The organism is Nocardia sp. NPDC051321, assembly GCF_044455225.1.
Lineage (GTDB): Bacteria > Actinomycetota > Actinomycetes > Mycobacteriales > Mycobacteriaceae > Nocardia.
Genome location: NZ_JBITEM010000022.1, coordinates 99728 through 121493, shown reverse-complemented (window position 1 = coordinate 121493; position 21766 = coordinate 99728). Strand labels below are relative to the sequence as shown.

Here is a 21766-nt window from a genome sequence, read left to right as displayed (position 1 = left end):
CCCCCGCAAACGTCACGGCTTCCGCACACCCATCCACATCCTCAATGACATACTCACCAAACCACCCACTGTTGCATCGACCGCGTGAATCCGCCTCGCTCGACGCCAGCATCAGTTCCCCATGATCGCTCGTCCAGCTGGAGCTGACGGGCGGGCTGTGCTGGCGTCCGGGTGGATTTTCGCGCGGGCGTGATGGGGCCGACTGCGATTGGACGGTTGTGGTCTCTGACTGTTAGCCGAGAATTTGCCGTTGCTGGGTACTATGCGGCGATGACTGGTGGGCGTCGCGCGCTGGCGTGGTTGTTGTCGATCGTGACCATGCTGGTTGCGTCGTGGCTGGTTGCGCCGTCGGTGGCCGCCGAGCCGGAGTGCGCCGGGGACGTGGCCGTGCGGACGGTTGCGGCGACTGTGGACGGTGAACAGGCGACGGGGCGGGTCTATGAGCCGTATCGGTGCGGTTCAGGCGATGCGAGTCCGCGCAGCCTCATCGTCGCGGTGCACGGCTACAGCGAGACGGCTGCCTCCTATCCCGACGTCATGGCTGGGATGGCTCGCCGCACCGGAGCCGCACTGCTGACGCTGGATCAGCGCGCCGAGGGCAGTGTGTGGAAGCCCGGCGAGTTCAATCCGTGGGCCGGTTGGCAGGACACGGTGGCGCTCACGCAGCAGTACAAGACCGAGCATCCGTCGATCGGCAAGACCGTGCTGTGGGGGTGGAGCCAAGGCGGGCTGACGGCGGGCTTGGCGTTGGCGTATGGACCCGCCGGGCTGTTCGACTATTGGGTCGACGCGTTCGCTCCGACGAACGTCGTCGACTACTGGAACCTCAGCAGCGCGTTCTTCCCGGCGCAGCGGGCGCAGATCGAGCATGACGCGGGCGGCTGCACACCGCGGGAATGTCCGCAGGCCTACGCCGACCGCTCACTGGTCGCCATCGCGCCGAAGCTGAATGCCGAGCGCACCTTCCTGATCCACGGGCTCTTCGATTTCGATGTGCCATACCAGTATTCGGTCGATCTGAAGAACGCGTTGGCGGCGGCGGGTAAGCCGTATTCGATGTACACGGTGGTTACCGAGCGGGGCCCGGACGGGAGCATTCAACCCGGCCTGCACGATGTCGGCCCGACCTGGCAGGAGGGCATCTGCATCGTCGAGCGGGTGGTCGAGGGCGTGGAACCGTTGGATGGCACGGCAAAGGACTACGTCATCAACGTGCTGGCCGGTGTCGACACCGCGCCGCCGCCACCGCCGGGTGCGAGCTGCGCGGGGTGATCAGGCGGTCAGTTCGCGTTGCAATGGGGTGCGGAAGCGGGGGATGGCGCGTACGTCACCGAACCATTCGGTAGTGCGCGCGACCTCCGCCTCGATCATCGCCACCGCGTCGGCGCCCACGTCTTCCAGTAGGCGATAGGCGATTTCGCCGTCGGCGCGCTGCGCCCAGCCGCCGACGATGCGGCCGTTCCACCAAATGGTCGGTCCGACATTGCCGTTGGTGTCGAACAGGGCCGGTGCGTGCGGGCCGAGGTACCAGTCGCGGGACTGCCAACCCATCGGGGTGGGATCGAGGGCGGGCAGCAGCGCGGTCCAAGGTTCCGGTGCCGCAACGGGTTCCGCGTCGTCGGCGAGCAGCAGTCCGGTGGTGCCTGCCAAGTCGACCTCGACCACGTCGAGATCGGTGAGTGCCTTACGCACTTCGCCGAGACCCCAGCCGGTCCACCATTTGAGGTCGGTGATGGGTGCGGGCCCGAAGGCGCGCAACCACTGTCGGAGCAGTTCGGCGCGGGCCTGTTCGGCGGGCAGCGCCGGAACGCCTGCGGGCAGCCAGGATTCAATGGGTTCCCAGGTGTATTGGCTGCTGGTCCAGCTGCCGTTCGGGCGGCCGCGGACGATGCGGCCTTCGCAGCCGAGGGTCACCAGCACCCAGGTGGTGATGTTGGTCGGCTTCGAATATGCCTTGTCCGGAGCGGTATTCACCTGCGTGCGCAGCCGGGGCACGGCCTTGCTCAGCTGGCTGCCGGTGGCCGCGCCCTTGGCGAGCAGCGCGTCGTGGGTTTCGGCTTCGACCTCGGCAAGCCAACTCCACACGTCGCCGTCGACGACCCCGGCCTGCTCGATGTACTTGCCATAGGTGCGACGTTGCTTGTGCGCCAAGGCATCCGCGCATGACGCTTGCAGCACCGGGACCAGTTCGGTCGGCGCGACGAACATGGTGCGCCGCATCGCCAGCATGCGCAGTAGCGTTCGCTCGTCGTAGAGCGCCCGCTCCACGTCTACCGGGGTGACCGTGTGGCTGCGGGCCCCGACGGACAGGAACACGGTCGCCGGATCGGTCGCGTGCAACACCACCAGCGACCTGGCGATCTCGGTGACCTGATCGGTGCGGGTCGCCGCCGCGAGCCGGTGCCGCACGGCGAGCCGGGCTCGTCGCTCGGCCACATCAATCGAACGCATAGGCGAATCCTAGCGTCCGACGGTTCGGTTCAGATCCCGAAGTCCAGCGGGTTCAGGCGCAACGTCTGGCAGGCCTCGCGGACGGCGGCGATCTCGGCCTGGTCGAAGTTGCCGTCCGCGTCGCCGATTCGGACTCGGCCACAGAGGTTTCGGCGTCAGTGCTCGGGTTTCCAGGCGCGGACCAGGTCGAGCAGGCCGGGAAAGCGGGCGTCGAGGTCGTCGATGCGGACCTTGCTGCGGCGTTCGAGTCCGTAGCGCTGCTGCCTGGTCACGCCTGCCTCGCGCAGCACCCGGAAGTGGTGGGTGAGGGTCGATTTCGGCCGGTCGATGTCGAACCAGCCGCAGGAGCGGTCGGTGTCGGGGGATTCGGTCAGCAACTTCTGGATCATGGTCAGCCGCAGTGGATCGCTGAGCGCGGCAAGCACGTGGTCGAGGCGTAGGTCGGCGCGGTCCGGCTCGGGGAGTCGGGTGTCGGGGACATCGGTGGCCGAGGGCATCGCGGGTCTCCTGGGGCTATGAGTGCCTTGTACGTGTTTTATCGTACTAGATGCTAAGTTCGACTCCGATCGTATCGGTACGAGAAAAGTCGAACTAGTGGAGGTTGGGATGGCGACGCTGACGGCGCACCAAGAATCGGTGCCGGAAGAGCGCAGGAAGAACGGCGTCGTGTGGCTGGCGGCGTGGCCGGTCATGGCGGTATTCGTGCTGTCGAACGCGGCGACCCCGCTGTATGTGGTGTGGCAGCGCGAGCTCGGCTTCTCGTCCGGCACGTTGACAGCGATCTTCGCCAGCTACATCGTCGGGCTGCTCGGTGCGCTGCTGGTCGCGGGTGTGGTGTCGGATCGGGTCGGCCGCAAGACGGTGCTGTTGCCCGCGATAACGCTGGCGATGGTGGCCTGTGTGCTGTTCGCCACCGCGAGTTCGGTTGCGGTGCTTGCCGTTGCGCGGCTGCTCACCGGAATCGCGGTGGGGGCGGCGGTGTCCGCGGGGATGGCGGCGGTGACCGATATGGGTGGGCCGTCGCGCAAACGGCTTGCGGCACTGGCCGCTTCGTCGGCGATGGTGCTTGGCGCCGGGTTCGGACCGCTGCTGTCCGGCGTGCTGTCGGAGACCGTGCCCGGCCCGACGGTGACCATCTTCGTTCTCGAAATCGCCCTGCTTGCCTCCGCTTTCGTGGTGGTCGCCCGGCTGGATCTGCCGAAAGGTGTTGGCGGGCGCGGTCCGTGGATTCGCATTCCCGCGGTGGCGCCGGGCGGGCGGACAGCCGTGTTGCTGGGTATCGCGGTGTTCGCACCGGGGATCACGTCGACCTCGTTCGTGCTGTCGCTTGGCCCGTCGCTGCTCGCGCACCTGCTCGGTGCGACCAACCGGGTGCTCGCGGGCGGCTTGGCCTTCGTGATGTTCCTGGGCGCCAACGGCATTCAGTTCGCCGTTCGTCGCATGCGGGTACGCACGATCCTGCTCGGCGGCGCGGTCGCGACGGCAGCAAGCATGCTGCCCCTGGTGCTGTCGCTACAGCTCTCCTCGCTCGCGTTGTTCGCGGCATCCGCCGTACTCGCCGGAATCGGCCAGGGCCTCGGCCAATTCGGCGGCCTCACCGCGATCAGCGCGAGCGTCCCCGCCGATCGGCTAGCCGAAGCGAACGCCGCGCAGAATGTCGGCGGTTATATTCCTGCAGCCGTACTGCCGTTGAGCGCGGGATTCCTCAGCGACGCAATCGGTCTGACCGGTGGCGCAACGGTATTCGGAATCGTCGTGGCCGCAGCAGCAATCGTGGGCGGCACCATCGTCACCGTCCGGGCCGGTGCCATGCGGTAACGACCGCTGCTCACCGATCGAACCCCAACGGTCCGCGCCGACAGCACATCAAACCTTTGCCATTGCGTACCGCGCCACCAGCCGACCACACCGGAGCCCATTGCGGCGGTTTCACCACGATCAGCGCGAGCGTCCCGGTCGATCGGTAGTCGAAGCGAAAACTACGCGAGCTGTTGGCGCAATCGAGGTGAGTCTTATGGTCGCTTTTGGAGATCAATTAGCGGCCATTCGACTCACCTCGATGAGGTGGGCGGGTGTTGCTGCGGGAGCGACGTGCGCGGCAAGGGGCACGCTCGGGTTGTTGAGCCATGCGGCGCGGCCAGAACTCGGGTGGGGTCGCTGCGATGCTGGTGAGCGGGTTGGCAGGCGTAGCGGGCGAACCGGCGTCATCGGACGGGTTGCGGTTCGGGCATGTGCGGCGGTTCGGGATGGGTGGCGTGCCATTATTCGGGAATGAGGCGCGGATATGTACTGGTGGCGGTGGGTGCGCTGGTGGCTGCGGTGGTGAGTGTTGTCGCTCCTTCGGTTTCGGCTGAGGCGGAGTGCGGGGCGGAGGTGGGGGTGCGGGCGGTGACGTTGACCGTTGACGGGGAGGACGCGACGGGGCGGGTGTATGAGCCGAGTCGGTGTGGCGGGGGTGATTTCGCGCCGGCGGATCTGGTTGTCGCGGTGCATGGGCATGATGGGTCGGCGGCGGACTATGCGGGGTATTTGACGTCGATCTCTCGGCGTACTGGAGCTCCGGTGCTTTCGATGGATCTGCGGTCGGCGAGCAGTGTGTGGCGCACCGGGGAGTGGAATCTGTGGGCGGGCTGGCGCGACATCGTGGCGGCGACCCAGTGGTACAAGGACGAGCACCGTTCCATCGGACGTACGGTCCTGTGGGGCTGGAGTCAAGGCGGCATCATGAGCGGGCTCGCGGCGGCGCACGGACCGCGCGGGCTGTTCGACTACTGGGTCGACAACTACGGTCCCGCAGACGATTTCACAATGTGGCTGGCCTCGGCGACCGTCGACCCTAAACTGCCCGCGCAGATCGAACGCGACGCAGGCGACTGCACACCGCTCGCCTGTCCGCAGGCATACATCGAGCGTTCGCCCGCACTGGTCGCTAACCGAATGGACGTGCGGCGGGCCTTCCTCATCCACGGCACCGGCGACAACGTAGTGCCCTATCCGGCAACGCTGGAAATGCGCGCGGGCCTACTCGCCGCAGGCAAACCCACCTCGATGTACACCATCGTCACCGGCCACGACCTCAACGGCGCCGTGGTCCCCGGCGACCATAGTGTCGGCCCCGCCTTCTTCGAGGGCGGTTGCGTAGTCGAACGCCTACTCCTCGATACCGAACCCACCGAAGGCCCGGACCGCGACTACCTGGTAGACGTCGCACACGGCATAGCAACCGCCCCCACCGCCCCACCCAACGCCAAATGCGCCGCCTGATCGGTCCGAAGCGGCACCGCGCCGCCTGAGGAGAGGGGCGGCACCGTGTCGCGGGTCAGTCCGTGCGGCGCCCTGTCCTTGATCGGGCTGAGCGGTGCTGAGCCGCGTGATCGGTCCGAAGGGTATGGCATCGCGTGGTAACAGTTGGTTAGCGGTGACGTGGTGGCGGAGAATTGTCTCGTTGCTGATCGATGCGGGAAGGCCTGCACGGCGGAGCACATACGTGTCGATCAAGTCGGTGGGAACAGGTTCGTTACTACCTGCGGTTGATGTTGACGACACGACGATGAAGTGAGGGTGAGATGGGTAAGCCGACGGATCCGGCGTATCACTGGGACGGCGCGGATCTGGACCTGGACGGGTACCTGACGCGGATCGGGTTCGACGGTGAGCTGGCACCGACGGTGGAGACGTTGCGGAAGCTGGTGTACGCGCACACCACTTCTATTCCGTTCGAGAATCTGGAGATCATTCTCGGCCGGCCCATTGTGCTCGATGTGGAGTCGTTGCAGGACAAGCTGGTTCGGCGACGGCGTGGCGGTTACTGCTATGAGCAGGTCGGCTTGTTCGCGGCCGCCCTGGAACGGCTCGGCTTCGGTATCACGGCACTGAGCGCGCGAGTCACCATGGGGGCGGACGAGGGGCTGCGTCCCGCGACGCACGCGCTGCTGCGGGTGACGACCAGCGACGACGACCGAGTGTGGTTGTGCGACGTGGGTTTTGGTTCGGGCCCGCTCGAGCCGTTCGAATTGTCCACGGAAACGGGCGAATTCACGGCGGGCGACTGGCAGTTCCGGCTGGAGCTGACCCGCGATGAGCTGGACTCCGAACTGTGGGTGCTGCATCAGTTCGGCAAGGACGGCTGGATCAGCCGCTACACCTTCCCGACCACTCCGCAGTACCGCATCGACTTCGCGGTCGGCAATCACTTCGTCTCGACCTCGCCGCGCTCCCCGTTCACCACCCGCCCCTACGCGCAACGGTTCGGCCCCGATATCCACCTGACCGTCGACGGCACCACCCTGATCGCCGAACGCCCGGACGGAACCAGCGAAACCCGCTTGATCGAGGCGACCGAACTGCCGAAGATCCTCTCCGAGGAGTTCGCAATCGACCTCACCGAGACCGATGCCGCCGCGCTGGCCACGGGCTCTTGGCGGACCACCTGAGCCAGGCAGCGAGCGGTCGGCTCGTGCCCACCCGGCTCACCGAGACCGCGCTGGTCACGGCCTTCTGATGGACCACCTGAGCCAGGCACAGCGGCACGGCTTCGCCCACCCAGCCGGAGCCGGCAGATACAGTCGGCGGGGTGCGTACCCGCCGGAATTACCTCGTCCTGTTCGCCGCACCCGCCCTCGTGCTCGCCGCGTGCTCGTCCGGCCCGGACCAGCCCGACACCGTCGCGGGCCAGTTCGCCGACGCGCTGAACCGCGACGACGTCGCGGCCGCGGCCAAGCTCACCGACGATCCGACGAAGGCTTCCGACGCCCTCGGCAAGCTCTACGACGGCCTCGGCAAGGAGGTGCGCTTCGACGTCCGCTCGATCGACAAGAACACCTTCACGCTGGCCGCCACCTGGAAGCTCGGCAAGGACGGCAAATCCGAGTGGACCTACACCACCACCGGCACCGCGGACGACGGCGGCGGCGACTGGAAGGTCAAGTGGAACCCGGACACGGTCGCGCCGGGTCTGGCCGCGGGCCCGCTGAGCTACAGCCCGGTCTACCCGAAGCCTGCCCGCATCCTCGACTCCACCGGCGGCGAGTTGATGGCCCAGCAGGTGGTCACGCTGGTGAACGTGAGTCCCGGCGCCGATACGGCGGCGCTTGCCGCGCTGCTCGGCCCGATCTCGCCCGGCATCACCGCGCAGTCGCTGCAGTCCGATCTCGCTGCGGCGCAGGGTAAACCGATCACCGCGATCAGCCTGCGCGACGCCGATATCGCGCCGATCCAGGCGCAACTGACCGGCTTGTCCGGCGTCACGCTGGCACCGCAGACCCGGCTGCTCACCACCGACAAGTCGCTCGCCTCGCCCACCCTGTCGGGGCTGGCCGAGCTGTGGCAGAAGAACGCCGACGACAACGCGGGCTGGGCGGTGCGCGCGCAGACCGGCGATGGCACGCAGCGCGTCGCAGGCCAGGAGCCGAAGCCGACCGCCGACATCGCGTCCACGCTGAACATCGACGTGCAGCAGGCGGCCGAGGCGGCGCTGGCGCCGATCACCCAGCCCGCGGCGATCGTCGCGCTGCAACCGTCCACCGGCAATGTGGTCGCGGTCGCGCAGAACAACCCCGCCGACGCGCAGGGCCCGATCGCGCTCACCGGCCTGTACCCGCCGGGTTCGACCTTCAAGACGGTGACCGTCTCGGCCGCGCTGCAGGCGGGCACGGTCACCCCCGACACGGTGCTGCCCTGCCCTGGCGTCGCGAACATCGAGGGCCGCAAGATCCCCAACGACAATAATTTCGATCTCGGCCAGGTCCCGCTGCACACCGCGTTCGCCCGTTCCTGCAACACCACGATGGGCGCGCTCGGGGTCGAATTGCCGCCCGACGCGCTGACGAACGCGGCCGCACAATTGGGTCTCGGCATCGACTACGTCACACCCGGCCTGACCACCGTCACCGGCAAGGTGCCGCCCGCGGACACCCCGGCCCTGCGGGTCGAATCCGCGATCGGTCAGGGCCAGGTGACCGCGACACCGTTCGGCATGGCACTGGTCGCCGCGTCCATCGCGCACGGTTCGGTGCCCGCGCCGACCATCGTCAAGGGTCAGCCCGGCACCCCGGACAAGACACCGGCCCCGCTGCCCGCGAGCGTTGCCGACCAGGTCAAGGCCATGATGCGGGAGACGGTCACCGCCGGAACCGCCACCCAGCTGCGGGATATCCCGGGTCTGCTCGGCAAGACCGGCACCGCCGAATTCATCGACGACACGCACGCGCACGGCTGGTTCGTCGGCATCGCCGATGACCTGGCATTTGCCGTGTTCATCAACGATGCGAACAGCTCAGGACCCGCGGTCGACGCGGCCGGGCGGATGCTGCGGGCGGCGCGCTAGCTCCGCCGCGCCGATCTGGGCGGAGAATATGCCCGTGCTGGCGCGGACCGAAGTCGCGCGGCCAGCTACACTCGTCCCCGGACCGCGTCTGTAAGCAATATGCGGGATGTCACGATTTCGAGAAGGTTCGGAGTAGGCGCCATCGATACCGGTCAGTTGATCGCGGAGCATTACCGCCTGGTCGAGCGGATTGGTAGCGGCGGCACAGGCGTTGTTTGGCGTGCCATCGACGAGCGTCTGCAACGCTCGGTGGCCGTCAAGCAGATCCATATCAAGCCGAGCCTCCCCGAGGCCGAGCGTGATGTGGTGCGCCAGCGTGCCATTCGCGAGGCGCGCAACGCCGCTCGCTTCCAGCATCCGAACGCCATCGTGGTGTTCGACATCACCGAGCATCAGGGCGATCCCTGCTTGGTGATGGAGTACCTGAAGTCCAACAGCCTGGCGGGCGTGCTGTCCGCGCAGGGCCCACTGCCGTTGACGCAGGTCGCGCGGATCGGCGAGCAGGTCGCCTCGGCGCTCATCGCTGCGCACGACGCGGGCATCGTGCACCGCGACGTGAAGCCGGGCAACATCCTGCTCGACGACCACGGCACCGTGAAAATCACCGACTTCGGTATCTCCCGTGCCGCGGGCGATGTCACGCTCACCGAAACCGGCCTGATCTGCGGCACCGCCGCCTATCTCGCACCGGAGATGGCGCGCGGCGCCGACCCGACCCCGGCCTCGGACGTATTCGCCTTGGGCGCAACGCTTTTCCACGCGCTGGAGGGCGAGCCGCCGTACGGCGCGAACGCCAACCCGCTCGCGGTGCTCTACGCCGCCGCCAACGGCCAGGTCAGCGAGCCGCGAAACGCCGGTCCCGCAACGGATTTCCTGCTCGACCTGCTCAGCCCGGAACCGCAGGACCGGCCGACCATGCGCGCCGCCCTCGATCATCTCGCCGCGTTCGCCGACTCCGGCCCCGCGCCGGTGGCGGCCGGATTCGTGCCCGCCAGTGAGGCTTTCGTGCGCCGCCGCAACGGTGCGCCGGAATCGGCGACGCGCGCGCTGCGTCCGTCGGCGGTGTCCGCGCCGGTGCATCAGCCGACCGAGCGCCAGCCGCGCCCGCAGAAGCAGGCACCGCGCCCGCAGCACGCGCCGCGACGGCCCGCGCAGTCGAACACCGCGACCCATCCGCGGACCCAGGCTCAGCCGCGACCGGTGCCGCGCAAGTCCGGCGGCAAGAGCAAGGCCGTGATGATCGGCGCGGTGGTCGGCGCCGTCATCGCGGTGGCCGCGATTCTCATCGCCGCGATGAGCCAGAAGGACTCGAATTCGCCGACGGTGCAGGCGGATTCGCCGTCGACGAGTGCGTCGAGCGGTGGCACGAGCTCGACGCCGCCGTCCGGCACGCCGGGCAGGACCACCAGCGATGGCAAGGTCACCGAGGGACCGGGGACCGCGCTGGTGAAGAAGTTCTACGACGACGCGGCCGGATCGTGGTCCATTTTGACGCCTGCGGCGCAGAAGCTCTACGGCACCGAGACGGCGTTCCGTACCTACTGGGATGCGCACACCGTCGAAAACTTCGCCGGTCTCCGGAAGGACCGGGACAACAACCCGGACGGATCACTCGATATCAAGCTGGACAGCCTCATCGTCGACGGCCAGGACAAGCCGATGACCCTGCGGGTGGTCAGCTCCGGTGGAAAGCTGCTCATCGACAGCGACACCCGCTTCCCCAACCTTTCCTGACAGGCGTGCGGCGCACCGAAGCGGCCCGCGAGGATAACCGGTGGCATCGGCCCGATAGGCTGGTAGCTGCAACTTTCCTGTTGCGGATTCGGCTGAGGACAAGGATCGACACCACATGACTACCCGCATCGAGCTCGCCCGCGTTGATCTGCGCGGTCGCACTCCTTCCGTTGCCGAGCTGCGCGCCGCGCTGCCGCGCGGGGGAGTCGACGTGGACTCGGTGCTGCATCAGGTGCGGCCGGTGGTCGAGGCGATCCGGGATCGTGGCGTCGCGGCAGCACAGGAGTACAGCGAGCGGTTCGACGGGGTCACGCCCGCGACGGTGCGGGTGCCCGCCGCTGAGCTGGAAAAAGCGCTGACCGAGCTGGACCCTGCCGTGCGTGCGGCACTGGTGGAATCCATTGCCAGGGCCAGGAAGGTGCACGCCGATCAGCGGCGCACCGACAAGACCACCGAGGTGGTGCCCGGCGGCACGGTGACCGAGCGGTGGGTGCCCGTCGAGCGGGTCGGGCTGTATGTGCCCGGCGGCAATGCCGTGTATCCGTCCAGCGTGGTCATGAACGTGGTGCCCGCGCAGACCGCGGGCGTCGGCTCGCTGGTGGTGGCCTCGCCGCCACAGGCCCAGTTCGGTGGCCTGCCGCACCCGACCATCCTGGCTGCCGCGCGGTTGCTCGGCGTCGACGAGGTGTGGGCGGTCGGCGGCGCGCAGGGCGTCGCGCTGCTGTCCTACGGCGGCGTCGATACCGACGGCGCGCAGCTGGAGCCGGTCGACTTGATCACCGGTCCCGGCAATATCTACGTGACCGCCGCCAAGCGGCTGTGCCGCGGCCTGGTCGGCATCGACGCCGAGGCGGGGCCGACCGAGATCGCGATCCTGGCCGACGCGACCGCCGACCCGGTGCACGTGGCGGCGGACCTGATCAGCCAGGCCGAGCACGACGTGCTGGCGGCCAGCGTGCTGGTCACCGACAGTGCCGAGCTGGCCGACGCGGTGGACACGGCGCTGACCCGGCAGCTGCCGGTGGTCAAGCACGCCGATCGGGTGACGGAAGCGTTGCGCGGCAAGCAGTCCGGGACGGTGCTCGTCGACGACATCGCGCAGGGTCTGCGCGTGGTGAACGCCTACGCGGCCGAGCACCTGGAGATCCAGACCGTCGACGCGGCCGCGGTGGCCGCCCGAGTGCGCAGTGCCGGAGCGATTTTCGTCGGCGCGTACGCACCGGTGAGCCTCGGCGACTACTGCGCCGGCTCCAATCACGTGCTGCCGACGGCCGGATGTGCCAGGCACTCCTCGGGTTTGAGCGTGCAGACGTTCCTGCGCGGCATCCACGTCGTCGACTACACCGAGGCGGCGCTGAAGGATGTCGCCGGTCACGTGGTCGCGCTGGCCAATGCCGAGGACCTGCCCGCACACGGTCAGGCTGTGCAGGCGCGTTTCGAGGCGCTGTCATGACCAGGCAAGCCACCGTACCCGGCGCGGATATCAGCCTGGACGACCTACCGCTGCGAGAGAATCTGCGCGGCAAGAAGCCTTATGGCGCACCGCAATTGACGGTGCCCGTGCAGCTGAACACCAACGAGAACCCGCACCCACCGAGCAAGGCGCTGATCGACGACGTCGCCGAATCCATTCGGCTCGCCGCCGCCGACCTGCACCGCTACCCGGACCGGGACGCGGTGGCGTTGCGCACCGGCCTGGCCGAATACCTCACCAGGCAAACGGGTGTCGCGGTGGACGCCGACAACGTCTGGGCGGCAAACGGTTCCAACGAGATCCTGCAGCAGCTGCTGCAGGCGTTCGGCGGACCTGGCCGCAGCGCACTTGGTTTCGTGCCGTCGTACTCGATGCACCCGATCATCTCCGAAGGCATCGACACCGAGTGGATCGAAGCCAAACGCAACGCGGACTTCTCCCTCGATGTCGATTACGCGGTGGCCGCCATCGCGGAGCGTTCGCCGAACGTGGTGTTCGTGACCAGCCCCAATAATCCGACCGGGCACAGCATTCCGCAGGACGACCTGGCGCGGATCCTCGAGGCCGCGCCGGGCATCGTGGTGGTCGATGAGGCCTACGGGGAGTTCTCCGCGCAGCCGAGTGCGCTCGCGCTGATCGACCGCTTCCCGGCGAAGCTGGTGGTGACCAGGACCATGAGCAAGGCGTTCGCCTTCGCGGGTGGCCGCCTCGGCTACCTGGTGGCCGCGCCCGCGGTGATCGACGCGATGCTGCTGGTGCGGCTGCCGTACCACCTTTCGGTGGTCACCCAGGCGGCCGCGCGGGCGGCGCTGCGGCACGCCGACGAAACCCTCGGCAGCGTCGCGGAACTCGCGGCGCAACGCGACCGGGTCGCGGCGGCGTTGGCCGAGCTCGGCTTCGACGTGATCCCAAGCGACGCGAACTTCCTGCTGTTCGGCCGGTTCACCGACGCGGCCGCCAGCTGGCAGCGCTACCTGGACCACGGTGTGCTGATCCGCGACGTCGGCATTCCCGGCTACCTGCGCACCACCATCGGCCTCGCCGCGGAGAACGACGAATTCCTGAAGGTCAGCCGAGTCCTGGTCCGCACCGACCTGACGCCCCGATGAATTCGCCTGTGGAGGAAGCAATCATGAACCGAACCGCGCGGGTGGAGCGCGTCACCAAGGAGTCCAGCATCGTGGTGGAGCTGGACCTGGACGGCACCGGCAAGACCGAGATCGCCACGGGCGTCCCGTTTTACGATCACATGCTGACCGCACTCGGCGCGCACGCCAGCTTCGACCTGACCGTGCGAGCCGAGGGCGATACCGAGATCGAGGCGCACCACACGGTGGAGGACACCGCGATCGTGTTCGGCCAGGCGCTGGGAAAGGCGTTGGGCGACAAGGTGGGCATCCGCCGGTTCGGTGACGCCTACATTCCGATGGACGAGACCCTGGCGCACGCCGCGGTCGACGTCTCCGGACGGCCCTATTGCGTGCACGTCGGCGAGCCGGAGCACCTGCTGCACGCCGTTATTCCCGGGTCCGGCCCTGGCGCACCGTATTCCACGGTGCTCAACCGCCACGTCTTCGAGTCGATCGCGTTGAACGCCCGCATCGCGCTGCACGTGCGCGTGCTGTACGGCCGCGACCAGCACCACGTCACCGAGGCCGAATTCAAGGCGGTGGCACGGGCTTTGCGTGCCGCGGTCGAACTCGACCCGCGGGTGCAGGGTGTGCCCTCGACGAAGGGGACATTATGACCTTGAAGTCTGTTGCCCTGCTCGATTATGGCTCGGGCAATCTGCACTCGGCCGAGCGTGCGCTGGTGCGGGCGGGCGCGAAGGTCGAGGTGACCGCCGATCCGGAGATCGTGCTGGCCGCCGACGGCCTGGTGGTGCCCGGCGTCGGCGCCTACGCCGCCTGCATGGCCGGACTGCGAAAGGTGCGGGGCGAGCGGATGATCGGCCAGCGGCTGGCCGGTGATCGTCCGGTGCTCGGCATCTGCGTCGGCATGCAGATCCTGTTCGAGCGCGGTGTGGAATTCGGCGTGCAGACCGACGGCTGCGCGGAATGGCCCGGCGTGGTGGAACGCCTGTCCGCGCCGGTGCTCCCGCACATGGGGTGGAACACCGTGTCCGCGCCGCGCGACAGCGTGCTGTTCGCGGGCATGGACAAGGACACGCGTTTCTATTTCGTGCACTCCTATGCCGCGCAGACCTGGGATCTGCCGCCCGGCGAGCATTTCGCCGCGCCGAAGCTGACCTGGGCAGAGCACGGCGTGCCGTTCCTCGCCGCGGTGGAGAACGGGCCGCTGTCGGCGACCCAGTTCCACCCGGAGAAGTCCGGCGACGCCGGGGCCCAGCTGCTGCTCAACTGGGTGCAGGCGCTGTAACCCGAAGCGGCCTACTTGGTTTCGGCCCGGTTGACCAGCCAGCGTCCGTTCACGTTCTCGACGGTGATCAGCAGCGACATCTTGTTGGTCTTCGGCATGCCGTCGGTCTCGTCGCTTGTCGTCGTCCGCACCACGTCGACGGTCACGTCCGCGCGCGCCTCGTCACCGGAAACGATCCGGCAATCCACCGAATCGACCGTCGCGCGGGTGTGACTGGCGGCGGCGTTCGCCTGAATGGTCGGCCGCGCCTCCACGAACTCCGCCCGGAACATGCCGGTGGTGATGTCGAGCATCTTGCCGACGTGGTCATCGAAACGCGCGTAGTCGTAAGTCCCGGCGACAGTGCCGAAATCGCACCCGGCCAGCCGCGCCTCCTCGGGCGGCGCGGCCGCGGCGGTCTGCGCGGTGGCGAGCACCGCGGTGCAGGTGGCCGCCGAAATCAGGAGCACGGCAGGCAGGGTCGAACGCGACATACGAGATCCCTAGGGAGAGTGCGGAGTCGGCGATCGGAGTGATCGCCGTGGCGAGACACTACCGGCGATTCGCCGGTCGCGGGTGCTGCCCGCCGACTTGGTTGCATCCGGGTAGACCCTGACCGGGATGGCCGCGGGCGACCATCCTGTTCGACGATCGCGGCAAGCACTGTATTGCGGTTCGGTGATGGTGCCCCAACGTTGCTGTGGCCACGTCAACATATTGTGGGTGGCACCAACAAGGGTTAGATTGCTGCCATGGCGAACTCGCACGAGAGCGCTCCCGCCAGGCTGCGGGCGCTGCCCACCCGGCTGGTCAATCAGGTTGCCCTCGTCGCCAACCGGGCCACCGAGCGCGCGCTGAACGCCACCGGCTCCCGGCGTTATCACTACGCGCTGCTCGCCGCGCTCGGCGAGTTCGGCTCGATCAGCCAGGCCGACCTGGGCAGACGCACCCGGATCGACCGCAGCGACATCGTCGCCACCGTCAACGAGCTGGCCGACCGTGGTTTCGTCGAGCGCAGTCCGGACGAGGGCGATCGCCGGCGCAAGATCGTCACCATCACCGACGCGGGCACCGCGCATCTCGCCGAGCTCGACGAGCGACTGGCCGGTGCGCAGGACGAACTGCTGGCCGGTCTCAACGCCGCAGAGCGTGCTGAGCTCGTCCGACTATTGACTCGCATCCTCGATCGGTGATCCAGCTCCTATATGCGCAGGCCGGAGACCGGCCGAGTGGAGCAAGCCACTAAGGTGGTCGCGTGAGTGAGCGCAGCGATCGAACCAGCAACACAGCGTCAGAGGCGAGCGAGGCGCAGTCGTGAGTCTTGTGCTGCTACCCGCCGTCGATGTGGCCAATGGCGAGGCTGTGCGCCTCGTGCAAGGGGAGGCCGGTAGCGAAACCAACTACGGCTCGCCGCGCGACGCAGCCCTGGAATGGCAGCGTGCGGGCGCGGAGTGGGTGCATCTGGTCGATCTCGACGCGGCGTTCGGGCGCGGCTCGAATCGTGAACTGCTGGCCGGAGTTGTCGGCGAACTCGACGTCAAGGTGGAGCTGTCCGGCGGCATCCGTGACGACGAGACCCTGGAGGCCGCGCTGGCCACCGGATGCGCCCGGGTAAACCTCGGCACCGCCGCGCTGGAGGATCCGGTGTGGTGCGCCAAGGCCATCGCCAGGTACGGCGAGCGCGTAGCGGTCGGCCTCGACGTGCGCATCATCGACGGCGACTACCGGCTGCGCGGGCGCGGCTGGGTCAGCGACGGCGGCGATCTGTGGGAGGTGCTCGAGCGCCTGGAGCGCGACGGCTGCTCCCGCTACGTGGTCACCGACGTCACCAAGGACGGCACGCTGACCGGCCCGAACCTGGACCTGCTCCGCGAGGTGTGCAACGCCACCGACGCGCCGGTCATCGCCTCCGGCGGCGTCTCAACCATCGAGGACCTGGTCGCGATCGCCGAACTGGTGCCAGAAGGAGTCGAGGGTTCGATCGTCGGTAAGGCGCTCTACGCGGGCCGGTTCACGCTGCCCGAGGCGCTGGCCGCGGTGAGATGAGCCCGGACCTAACGGCACTGCTAGCTGTCGCCCGCGAGATCCTGGACTCGGTCACCTCCCGCTTCATCGAGGGGGTCGGCGCGCCGAGCGCGGTCACCAAGGGCCGCAACGACTTCGCCACCGAACTCGACCTGGAGCTGGAACGCACCATCTCCGCCGAGTTGGAGCGGCGCACCGGAATCAAGGTGCACGGTGAGGAATTCGGCGGACCGCAGCTCGTCTCGGGCACCGCGTGGGTGCTCGATCCGATCGACGGAACCTTCAATTACTCTGCCGGGCACCCGCTTTCGGGCATGTTGCTGGCGCTGGTGCACGATGGCGAGCCGGTGCTCGGCCTGACCTGGCTGCCGCTGCTCGGTCAGCGCTACGCCGCGATCGAGGGCGGACCCGTCCTGCTGAACGGCCAACCGCTGCCGCCGCTGCCGCACGGGAAGCTGGCCGAGGCGATGATCGGGTTCGGCGCGTTCAATGTCGACGCGCAGGGGCGAATTCCCGGACAGTTCCGATTCGATCTGCTCGGCCCGCTCAGCAGGCTCTCCTCCCGCGTGCGGATGCACGGCTCTACCGGCATCGACCTGGCGTTCACCGCGTCCGGTGTGCTCGGCGGTGCCATCGTGTTCGGCCACCATCCCTGGGACAACGCCGCGGGGGTCGCGCTGATCCGCGCCGCGGGTGGCGTGGTCACCGACCTGGCCGGCGCGCCGTGGACCATCACCTCGGGCTCGGTGCTCGCCGCCGCGCCAGGCGTGCACGAGGAGCTGCTCGAAATGATCTGCACGGTGGCCGAACCGGCTACCGCGGAGGAAGGGGCGAGTCAATGACGTTGGCGGTACGCGTGATTCCGTGTCTGGATGTCGACGCGGGCCGGGTGGTCAAGGGCGTGAACTTCGAAAACCTGCGGGACGCGGGCGATCCCGTCGAGCTGGCCGCGACCTACGACGCGCAGGGCGCCGACGAGCTGACCTTCCTGGACGTCACGGCCTCCACCGGCGATCGCGGCACCATGATCGACGTGGTCACCCGGACCGCCGAGCAGATCTTCATCCCGCTGACCGTCGGCGGCGGCGTGCGCACCGTCGAGGACGTCGACCGGTTGCTGCGGGCCGGTGCCGACAAGGTCTCGGTCAACACCGCCGCCATCGCGCGACCCGACGTGCTGCGCGAGATGTCGGAACGCTTCGGCTCGCAGTGCATCGTGCTGTCGGTGGACGCGCGCACGGTGCCGGAAGGACAGCCCGCGACGCCTTCCGGATGGGAGGTCACCACGCACGGCGGTAAACGCGGCACCGGTCTCGACGCCGTCGAATGGGCAACGCGCGGAGCCGAATTGGGTGTCGGCGAGATCTTGCTCAACTCGATGGACGCCGACGGCACGAAGGCGGGCTTCGACCTCGGGATGATCCGCGCCGTCCGCGCCGCGGTCTCCGTCCCCGTCATCGCCAGCGGCGGCGCGGGCAGCGTCGAACACTTCGCCCCCGCCGTCCAAGCAGGCGCCGACGCGGTCCTGGCCGCCAGCGTCTTCCACTTCGGCGACCTCACCATCGGCCAGGTAAAAGACGCCATGCGCGCCGAACACATCGTCGTCCGCTAACTCCGCGCCCCGATTCGCCGACGATGTGCGCGGCACGTCGGGGCTGAAGTGGTCGGCGGGAATCCGCCGTGGCGGAATCTGTTGCGCGCGAGCCGGTGTTGCTCCGGGTATGAGCCTTGGTATCGCGCTGTCTCCGTTCACGCTCGACGCGACCGATCACGCGGTCGATGCGGCTGTTGCCGCCGGCCGGCAAGCCGCCGCGGCGGGGTTGAGCTCGCTGTGGTTCGGCCATACGTTCAGCCATGACAGCATCGTGTTGTCCGCGGTGGTCGGCCGGGAGGTGCCCGAGCTGGAGGTGGGGACCTCGGCGGTACCGATTTCGGCGCGACATCCGCTGCTGATCGCCAGCCAGGCGCAGACCGCGCAGGCGGCGACGCACGGCAGGTTCGCTCTCGGACTTGCCCTCGGTACGGCGGCGTTCACCGAGCCGGTTTTCGGCGTTACCTTCGACCGGCCGATCGCTCGGCTGCGCGAGTTCCTGACCGCGCTGCGCAGCGTACTCGACACCGGCACAGTCGATTTCCACGGCGAGACGCTCACCGCGGTCGCGCCGCTGCCCGCCGCGGTGGCGGGTGCGAAGCCGACCGTGCCGGTGCTGGTCGCCGCGATGGGGCCGCAGGCGTTGCGCGTCACCGGCGAATTGGCCGACGGCACACTGCCTTTCCTGGTCGGCCCGAAGGCACTGGCCGAGCAGATCGTCGCACCGATCACCAAAGCGGCTGAGCGAGCTGGACGTTCCGCGCCGCGCATTGTCGCCATGGTTCCAGGGGTCGTCACCGCCGATATCGAGGGCGCTCGCGCAGCGGCCGAGGAGTCGACCGCGTTCTACAACGACATCCCCTCGTATCAGCGAATCATCGAACTGTCCGGTGCTTCTCGCGCCGCCGAGCTGGTCGTCATCGGCGACGAGCAAACGATCGCCGACCGGGTCGCCGAGTACTTCGAGGCAGGCGCCACCGACGTGGTCTTCGCCCAAACGGACCTGACAACCCCCGCCGACGAACAGCGCACCTGGCAATTACTCGGCGAACTGAACCGTTCCGCTCAGCAGTAGGGGAACGACCCGTTCGGCCCTGCACCCATGTCCGACTGTTATAACGGTGCTATGACTCTCGATCCCGCCATCGCCACCAGGCTCAAGCGCAACGACGCCGGTCTGGTTGCCGCCGTCGCGCAGGAACGCGGCACCGGTGACGTGCTGATGGTCGCGTGGATGGACGACGAGGCGCTGGCCCGCACGTTGGAAACGCGCAAGGCGACCTACTTTTCCCGCTCGCGCCAGCAGTACTGGGTGAAGGGGGAGACCTCCGGCCACACCCAGTATGTGCACGAGGTCCGGCTCGATTGCGACGGCGACACCATCCTGCTGGTGGTCGACCAGGAGGGCGCGGCGTGCCACACGGGGACGCACACCTGTTTCGACTCGGATGTCCTGCTGGCCGAACCGGCCTGAACTAGGCGTCCGAGGGCCGATTTTCCTGATCCGTGGCACTGGTTCGGCTCAGCGCGTCGGTGAGATGGTCGGCGAGGAGCTCGCTCAACTCCGCCAGCTGAGCCGTCTGCTCCGGCTCCAGACCATCGAATACCAAGCGGCGCACGGCATCCAGGTAACCGGGCGCCGCCTCGATCACTTTGTGGTAGCCGTCGTCTGTCAGTACCGCCTGCACGCCGCGGCGCCCGGCGGTAGCCGAGCGCTCCGCCCAGCCCATCCGCTCCAGCTTCGACACCACATGCGAAAGCCGTGATAGCGATGCATTTGCCTTGTGGGCGAGGTCACTCATCTGCAGCCGATGGCCCGGTTCCTCGGAAAGCAAGGTTAAAACCCAGTACTCAAAATGGGTGACCCCGGATTCGCGCTGCAGCTGCGTATCCAAAGCGCCTGGTAGGCGGGTCATCAACGCGACAATCGCGCGCCAAGCTCGTTGTTCTACGGGGTCGAGCCACTTCGTCACTATGTGCCTTCTTTCAAGCCAAGTGACGTGGTTTTGTTAGGTTGCCTACCGATTATTGAAAAGCATGTTCACAGTCACCCGTGGCACTGAGTTTGCCACGACTTCGCTCGCCCGTCATGCAGTTGTTCAGTAGCGTGAGTTCACTCACAAACCGTCCGGGCGGGTCATGGCCGGATCGGCGGTGGCCGGCTGGGTGGTTTGCCGCTTCGGATGCCTGCGCCGCCACCACCGCATGGCGACCAGAACCAGTGCCGCGAGCCAGATCGCGGCGGCGACGATCGCGCCGACCATGGTGGCGCCGCGGAAGGCGGGCGCGTCGACATCGAGGATGCGCTGTCCGGCATGGGCGGCGTTGCTGCCGCCGAGCACGATGGTCAGCGTCATCAGATTGGGAATCGCGACGAGCACGGCGATGACGACGGCCGCGCCCGCCATGAACCGGCCGCCCCGGCGCCGCCACACCCGCAGCGCGAACAGCAGCAGGAACAGCGGGATCACCGTGCACACGCCGCCGAAGGTCAGACCCCAGCCGATGCCCTTGGCGAAGCTGCCGTTGACCATCTCCGCGATCCGCTGCGCCCACCAGCGTGGGATGAACGCGGACAGGATGAAGTAGGCGATGAACAGCAGGGCGACCACCGCCAGCCCGCCGATGATCCAGGTCTTCCAGGCGGGCCCGGTCGATTTCTGCTGCAGCTGTCCGTCGGTCGCAGTCATGAGCCAAGCGTAAGCCGGGTGAGCGGCGGAAACGTGGTGATCGCCCCGGCGTTTCCGGTACGGCCGTCCCGGCAGCCGGATCGGCGCGCCCGGAACTACTTCGCGCGCTCGCGCAGGAACTTCAGCGCCTCGTCGGCGTGCACATTGGCGCGAAACTCGCCGCTGATGATCTTGCGGACGGTGCGGTCCTGATCGATCACGAAGGTCTGCCGCTTGACCGGCGCCAGCTTGCCGAGCAGCCCGCGCTTGACGCCGAACTGCGCGGCGACCGTGCCGTCGGCATCGGACAGTAGTGGATAACCGAGGCCCTGCTTGTCGGCGAAACCGGCCTGGGTGTCGACGCCGTCGGCGCTGATGCCAGCGCACGAGGCGCCGAGCGCGGCGAAGTCGCCTGCCACATCACGGAAGTGGCAGGCCTCCGCCGTACACACCGGGGTGTTCGCGGCGGGATAGAAGAAGAGGACCAGCGGGCCGTCCGCGAGCAACGCGTCGAGCGAACGGGGAGTGCCGGTTTGATCGGGGAGCTCGAACTGGGGAGCGAGCTGTCCTGTCTGCATAGAAAGGGACAGTACCGGGCACATGTCGCACCCGGTACCGGTCCGTTCGGGCTCAATGGCGAACCGCCGCCTGCCTGCCGAGGAACGCGCGGCCTGCCGGTGGACGACGCGCTACGTCCTATATGCCGATCAGTGCCGCGACTTCGGGGTTCTTGATCTGCATGACGTCGAGAATGCCGTGCGCGCGCAGGAACGGCTTGAGTTCCTTGATCCGGTCGGCGTGCGTGGCGTATTCGTCCGGGAAGTGGTTCTTGTCCAGGGACTCGAGTGCCTTCGCGTAGGTGACGAAGGTGGCTAGTGCGTTCGGGGCACCCTGTTGGCCTGGTTTCGACTGCAGACCGACCATCCGTGGGGCCTGGCTCGGCGCACCGCCCGGGGCGGCGTGCCTGCCCTCCGGTTGCGAGGGGTACATCAGTTGTCTCCTCTCGATCATGGATACCGCGTGCGAGATGGAACGGAGCGAGTGTAGAGACGCCCGTCACATCGCTGGCGAGGGCATGAGAACCGGGCGGTCGTGTTTGTGACTGGTGTGAATTAGGGGGCGCGCGTCATCGACGCGTC

Annotated in this window: 24 protein-coding genes; 16 read left to right on the top strand and 8 right to left on the bottom strand. The window is 68.0% G+C overall.

Annotated elements, in window-relative coordinates; translation table 11 throughout:
- Positions 1-270: 270 nt before the first annotated feature.
- Positions 271-1272 (top strand): alpha/beta hydrolase family protein, encoded by a 1002-nt coding sequence (locus tag ACIA8C_RS39605; protein WP_397143998.1) that lies wholly within the window; start codon positions 271-273, stop codon positions 1270-1272.
- On the opposite strand, the gene ACIA8C_RS39600 is transcribed toward ACIA8C_RS39605, so the two are convergent.
- Genes ACIA8C_RS39600 through ACIA8C_RS39590 form a run of 3 tightly spaced genes read right to left on the bottom strand, consistent with a single transcriptional unit; the run spans position 1273 to position 2948 of the window.
- On the bottom strand, positions 1273-2451 hold the full coding sequence (locus ACIA8C_RS39600; RefSeq protein WP_397143996.1) for a winged helix DNA-binding domain-containing protein: 1179 nt from the start codon (positions 2449-2451) through the stop codon (positions 1273-1275).
- A 29-nt stretch (positions 2452-2480) separates the two neighbouring features.
- Entirely contained in the window at positions 2481-2579 is a 99-nt protein-coding gene (locus ACIA8C_RS39595) for a TerB family tellurite resistance protein (protein ID WP_397144014.1), read from the bottom strand.
- A 27-nt stretch (positions 2580-2606) separates the two neighbouring features.
- The gene (locus tag ACIA8C_RS39590; protein WP_397143994.1) at positions 2607-2948 is read right to left on the bottom strand and encodes an ArsR/SmtB family transcription factor; all 342 of its coding nucleotides are present in this window, start codon (positions 2946-2948) and stop codon (positions 2607-2609) included.
- Positions 2949-3057: 109 nt separating this feature from the next.
- Between ACIA8C_RS39590 and ACIA8C_RS39585 the strand changes: the two genes are divergently transcribed.
- From ACIA8C_RS39585 to hisH, 9 genes are all read left to right on the top strand, one after another.
- On the top strand, positions 3058-4269 hold the full coding sequence (locus ACIA8C_RS39585; protein WP_397143992.1) for an MFS transporter: 1212 nt from the start codon (positions 3058-3060) through the stop codon (positions 4267-4269).
- 453 nt (positions 4270-4722) lie between these two features.
- Positions 4723-5715 carry an alpha/beta hydrolase family protein gene (locus ACIA8C_RS39580; RefSeq protein ID WP_397143990.1) on the top strand — a complete coding sequence of 331 codons (993 nt, stop codon included), beginning with the start codon at positions 4723-4725 and terminating at the stop codon, positions 5713-5715.
- A 302-nt stretch (positions 5716-6017) separates the two neighbouring features.
- Positions 6018-6884, top strand: a complete 867-nt coding sequence (locus ACIA8C_RS39575; protein ID WP_397143988.1) for an arylamine N-acetyltransferase — start codon at positions 6018-6020, stop codon at positions 6882-6884.
- Positions 6885-7024: 140 nt separating this feature from the next.
- Positions 7025-8776, top strand: a complete 1752-nt coding sequence (locus ACIA8C_RS39570; protein ID WP_397143986.1) for a penicillin-binding transpeptidase domain-containing protein — start codon at positions 7025-7027, stop codon at positions 8774-8776.
- 156 nt (positions 8777-8932) lie between these two features.
- Positions 8933-10510, top strand: coding sequence for a protein kinase (locus tag ACIA8C_RS39565; protein WP_397143984.1), 1578 nt, complete (start codon positions 8933-8935; stop codon positions 10508-10510).
- Between the two features lie 115 nt (positions 10511-10625).
- On the top strand, positions 10626-11963 hold the full coding sequence (hisD, locus tag ACIA8C_RS39560) for a histidinol dehydrogenase (protein ID WP_397143982.1): 1338 nt from the start codon (positions 10626-10628) through the stop codon (positions 11961-11963).
- On the top strand, positions 11960-13093 hold the full coding sequence (locus tag ACIA8C_RS39555; protein ID WP_397143980.1) for a histidinol-phosphate transaminase: 1134 nt from the start codon (positions 11960-11962) through the stop codon (positions 13091-13093). Before hisD ends, ACIA8C_RS39555 begins: the two co-directional genes overlap by 4 nt.
- A 20-nt stretch (positions 13094-13113) precedes the next feature.
- The gene (gene hisB, locus ACIA8C_RS39550; RefSeq protein ID WP_397144012.1) at positions 13114-13731 is read left to right on the top strand and encodes an imidazoleglycerol-phosphate dehydratase HisB; all 618 of its coding nucleotides are present in this window, start codon (positions 13114-13116) and stop codon (positions 13729-13731) included.
- Positions 13728-14363, top strand: a complete 636-nt coding sequence (gene hisH / locus ACIA8C_RS39545) for an imidazole glycerol phosphate synthase subunit HisH (protein ID WP_397143978.1) — start codon at positions 13728-13730, stop codon at positions 14361-14363. The genes hisB and hisH overlap by 4 nt, the downstream gene beginning before the upstream one ends.
- 11 nt (positions 14364-14374) lie before the next feature.
- Here hisH and ACIA8C_RS39540 read toward each other — a convergent pair whose 3' ends face one another.
- Positions 14375-14836 carry a hypothetical protein gene (locus ACIA8C_RS39540; protein ID WP_397143976.1) on the bottom strand — a complete coding sequence of 154 codons (462 nt, stop codon included), beginning with the start codon at positions 14834-14836 and terminating at the stop codon, positions 14375-14377.
- Between the two features lie 258 nt (positions 14837-15094).
- Here ACIA8C_RS39540 and ACIA8C_RS39535 point away from each other — a divergent pair, with 258 nt between their 5' ends.
- The 6 genes from ACIA8C_RS39535 to hisI all read left to right on the top strand — a co-directional run bounded on the left by ACIA8C_RS39535 (position 15095) and on the right by hisI (position 19432).
- Positions 15095-15535 carry a MarR family winged helix-turn-helix transcriptional regulator gene (locus tag ACIA8C_RS39535; protein WP_397143974.1) on the top strand — a complete coding sequence of 147 codons (441 nt, stop codon included), beginning with the start codon at positions 15095-15097 and terminating at the stop codon, positions 15533-15535.
- Between the two features lie 121 nt (positions 15536-15656).
- Positions 15657-16388, top strand: coding sequence for a bifunctional 1-(5-phosphoribosyl)-5-((5-phosphoribosylamino)methylideneamino)imidazole-4-carboxamide isomerase/phosphoribosylanthranilate isomerase PriA (gene priA, locus ACIA8C_RS39530; RefSeq protein WP_397143972.1), 732 nt, complete (start codon positions 15657-15659; stop codon positions 16386-16388).
- Positions 16385-17209 (top strand): inositol monophosphatase family protein, encoded by an 825-nt coding sequence (locus tag ACIA8C_RS39525; RefSeq protein WP_397143970.1) that lies wholly within the window; start codon positions 16385-16387, stop codon positions 17207-17209. Before priA ends, ACIA8C_RS39525 begins: the two co-directional genes overlap by 4 nt.
- Positions 17206-17979, top strand: a complete 774-nt coding sequence (gene hisF, locus ACIA8C_RS39520; protein WP_397143969.1) for an imidazole glycerol phosphate synthase subunit HisF — start codon at positions 17206-17208, stop codon at positions 17977-17979. Before ACIA8C_RS39525 ends, hisF begins: the two co-directional genes overlap by 4 nt.
- A 109-nt stretch (positions 17980-18088) precedes the next feature.
- Entirely contained in the window at positions 18089-19033 is a 945-nt protein-coding gene (locus ACIA8C_RS39515; RefSeq protein WP_397143967.1) for a TIGR03564 family F420-dependent LLM class oxidoreductase, read from the top strand.
- Positions 19034-19084: 51 nt separating this feature from the next.
- The gene (hisI, locus tag ACIA8C_RS39510) at positions 19085-19432 is read left to right on the top strand and encodes a phosphoribosyl-AMP cyclohydrolase (RefSeq protein WP_397143965.1); all 348 of its coding nucleotides are present in this window, start codon (positions 19085-19087) and stop codon (positions 19430-19432) included.
- Position 19433: 1 nt separating this feature from the next.
- Here hisI and ACIA8C_RS39505 read toward each other — a convergent pair whose 3' ends face one another.
- The 4 genes from ACIA8C_RS39505 to ACIA8C_RS39490 form a co-directional block, all read right to left on the bottom strand.
- A complete protein-coding gene (locus tag ACIA8C_RS39505; RefSeq protein WP_397144010.1) occupies positions 19434-19874 on the bottom strand; it encodes a MarR family winged helix-turn-helix transcriptional regulator in 441 nt (146 codons plus the stop codon).
- 201 nt (positions 19875-20075) lie between these two features.
- Positions 20076-20648, bottom strand: a complete 573-nt coding sequence (locus tag ACIA8C_RS39500) for a permease (RefSeq protein ID WP_397143963.1) — start codon at positions 20646-20648, stop codon at positions 20076-20078.
- A gap of 95 nt (positions 20649-20743) precedes the next feature.
- On the bottom strand, positions 20744-21205 hold the full coding sequence (locus ACIA8C_RS39495) for a peroxiredoxin (protein ID WP_397143961.1): 462 nt from the start codon (positions 21203-21205) through the stop codon (positions 20744-20746).
- Positions 21206-21323: 118 nt separating this feature from the next.
- On the bottom strand, positions 21324-21617 hold the full coding sequence (locus tag ACIA8C_RS39490) for a hypothetical protein (protein WP_357391332.1): 294 nt from the start codon (positions 21615-21617) through the stop codon (positions 21324-21326).
- Positions 21618-21766: the final 149 nt, after the last annotated feature.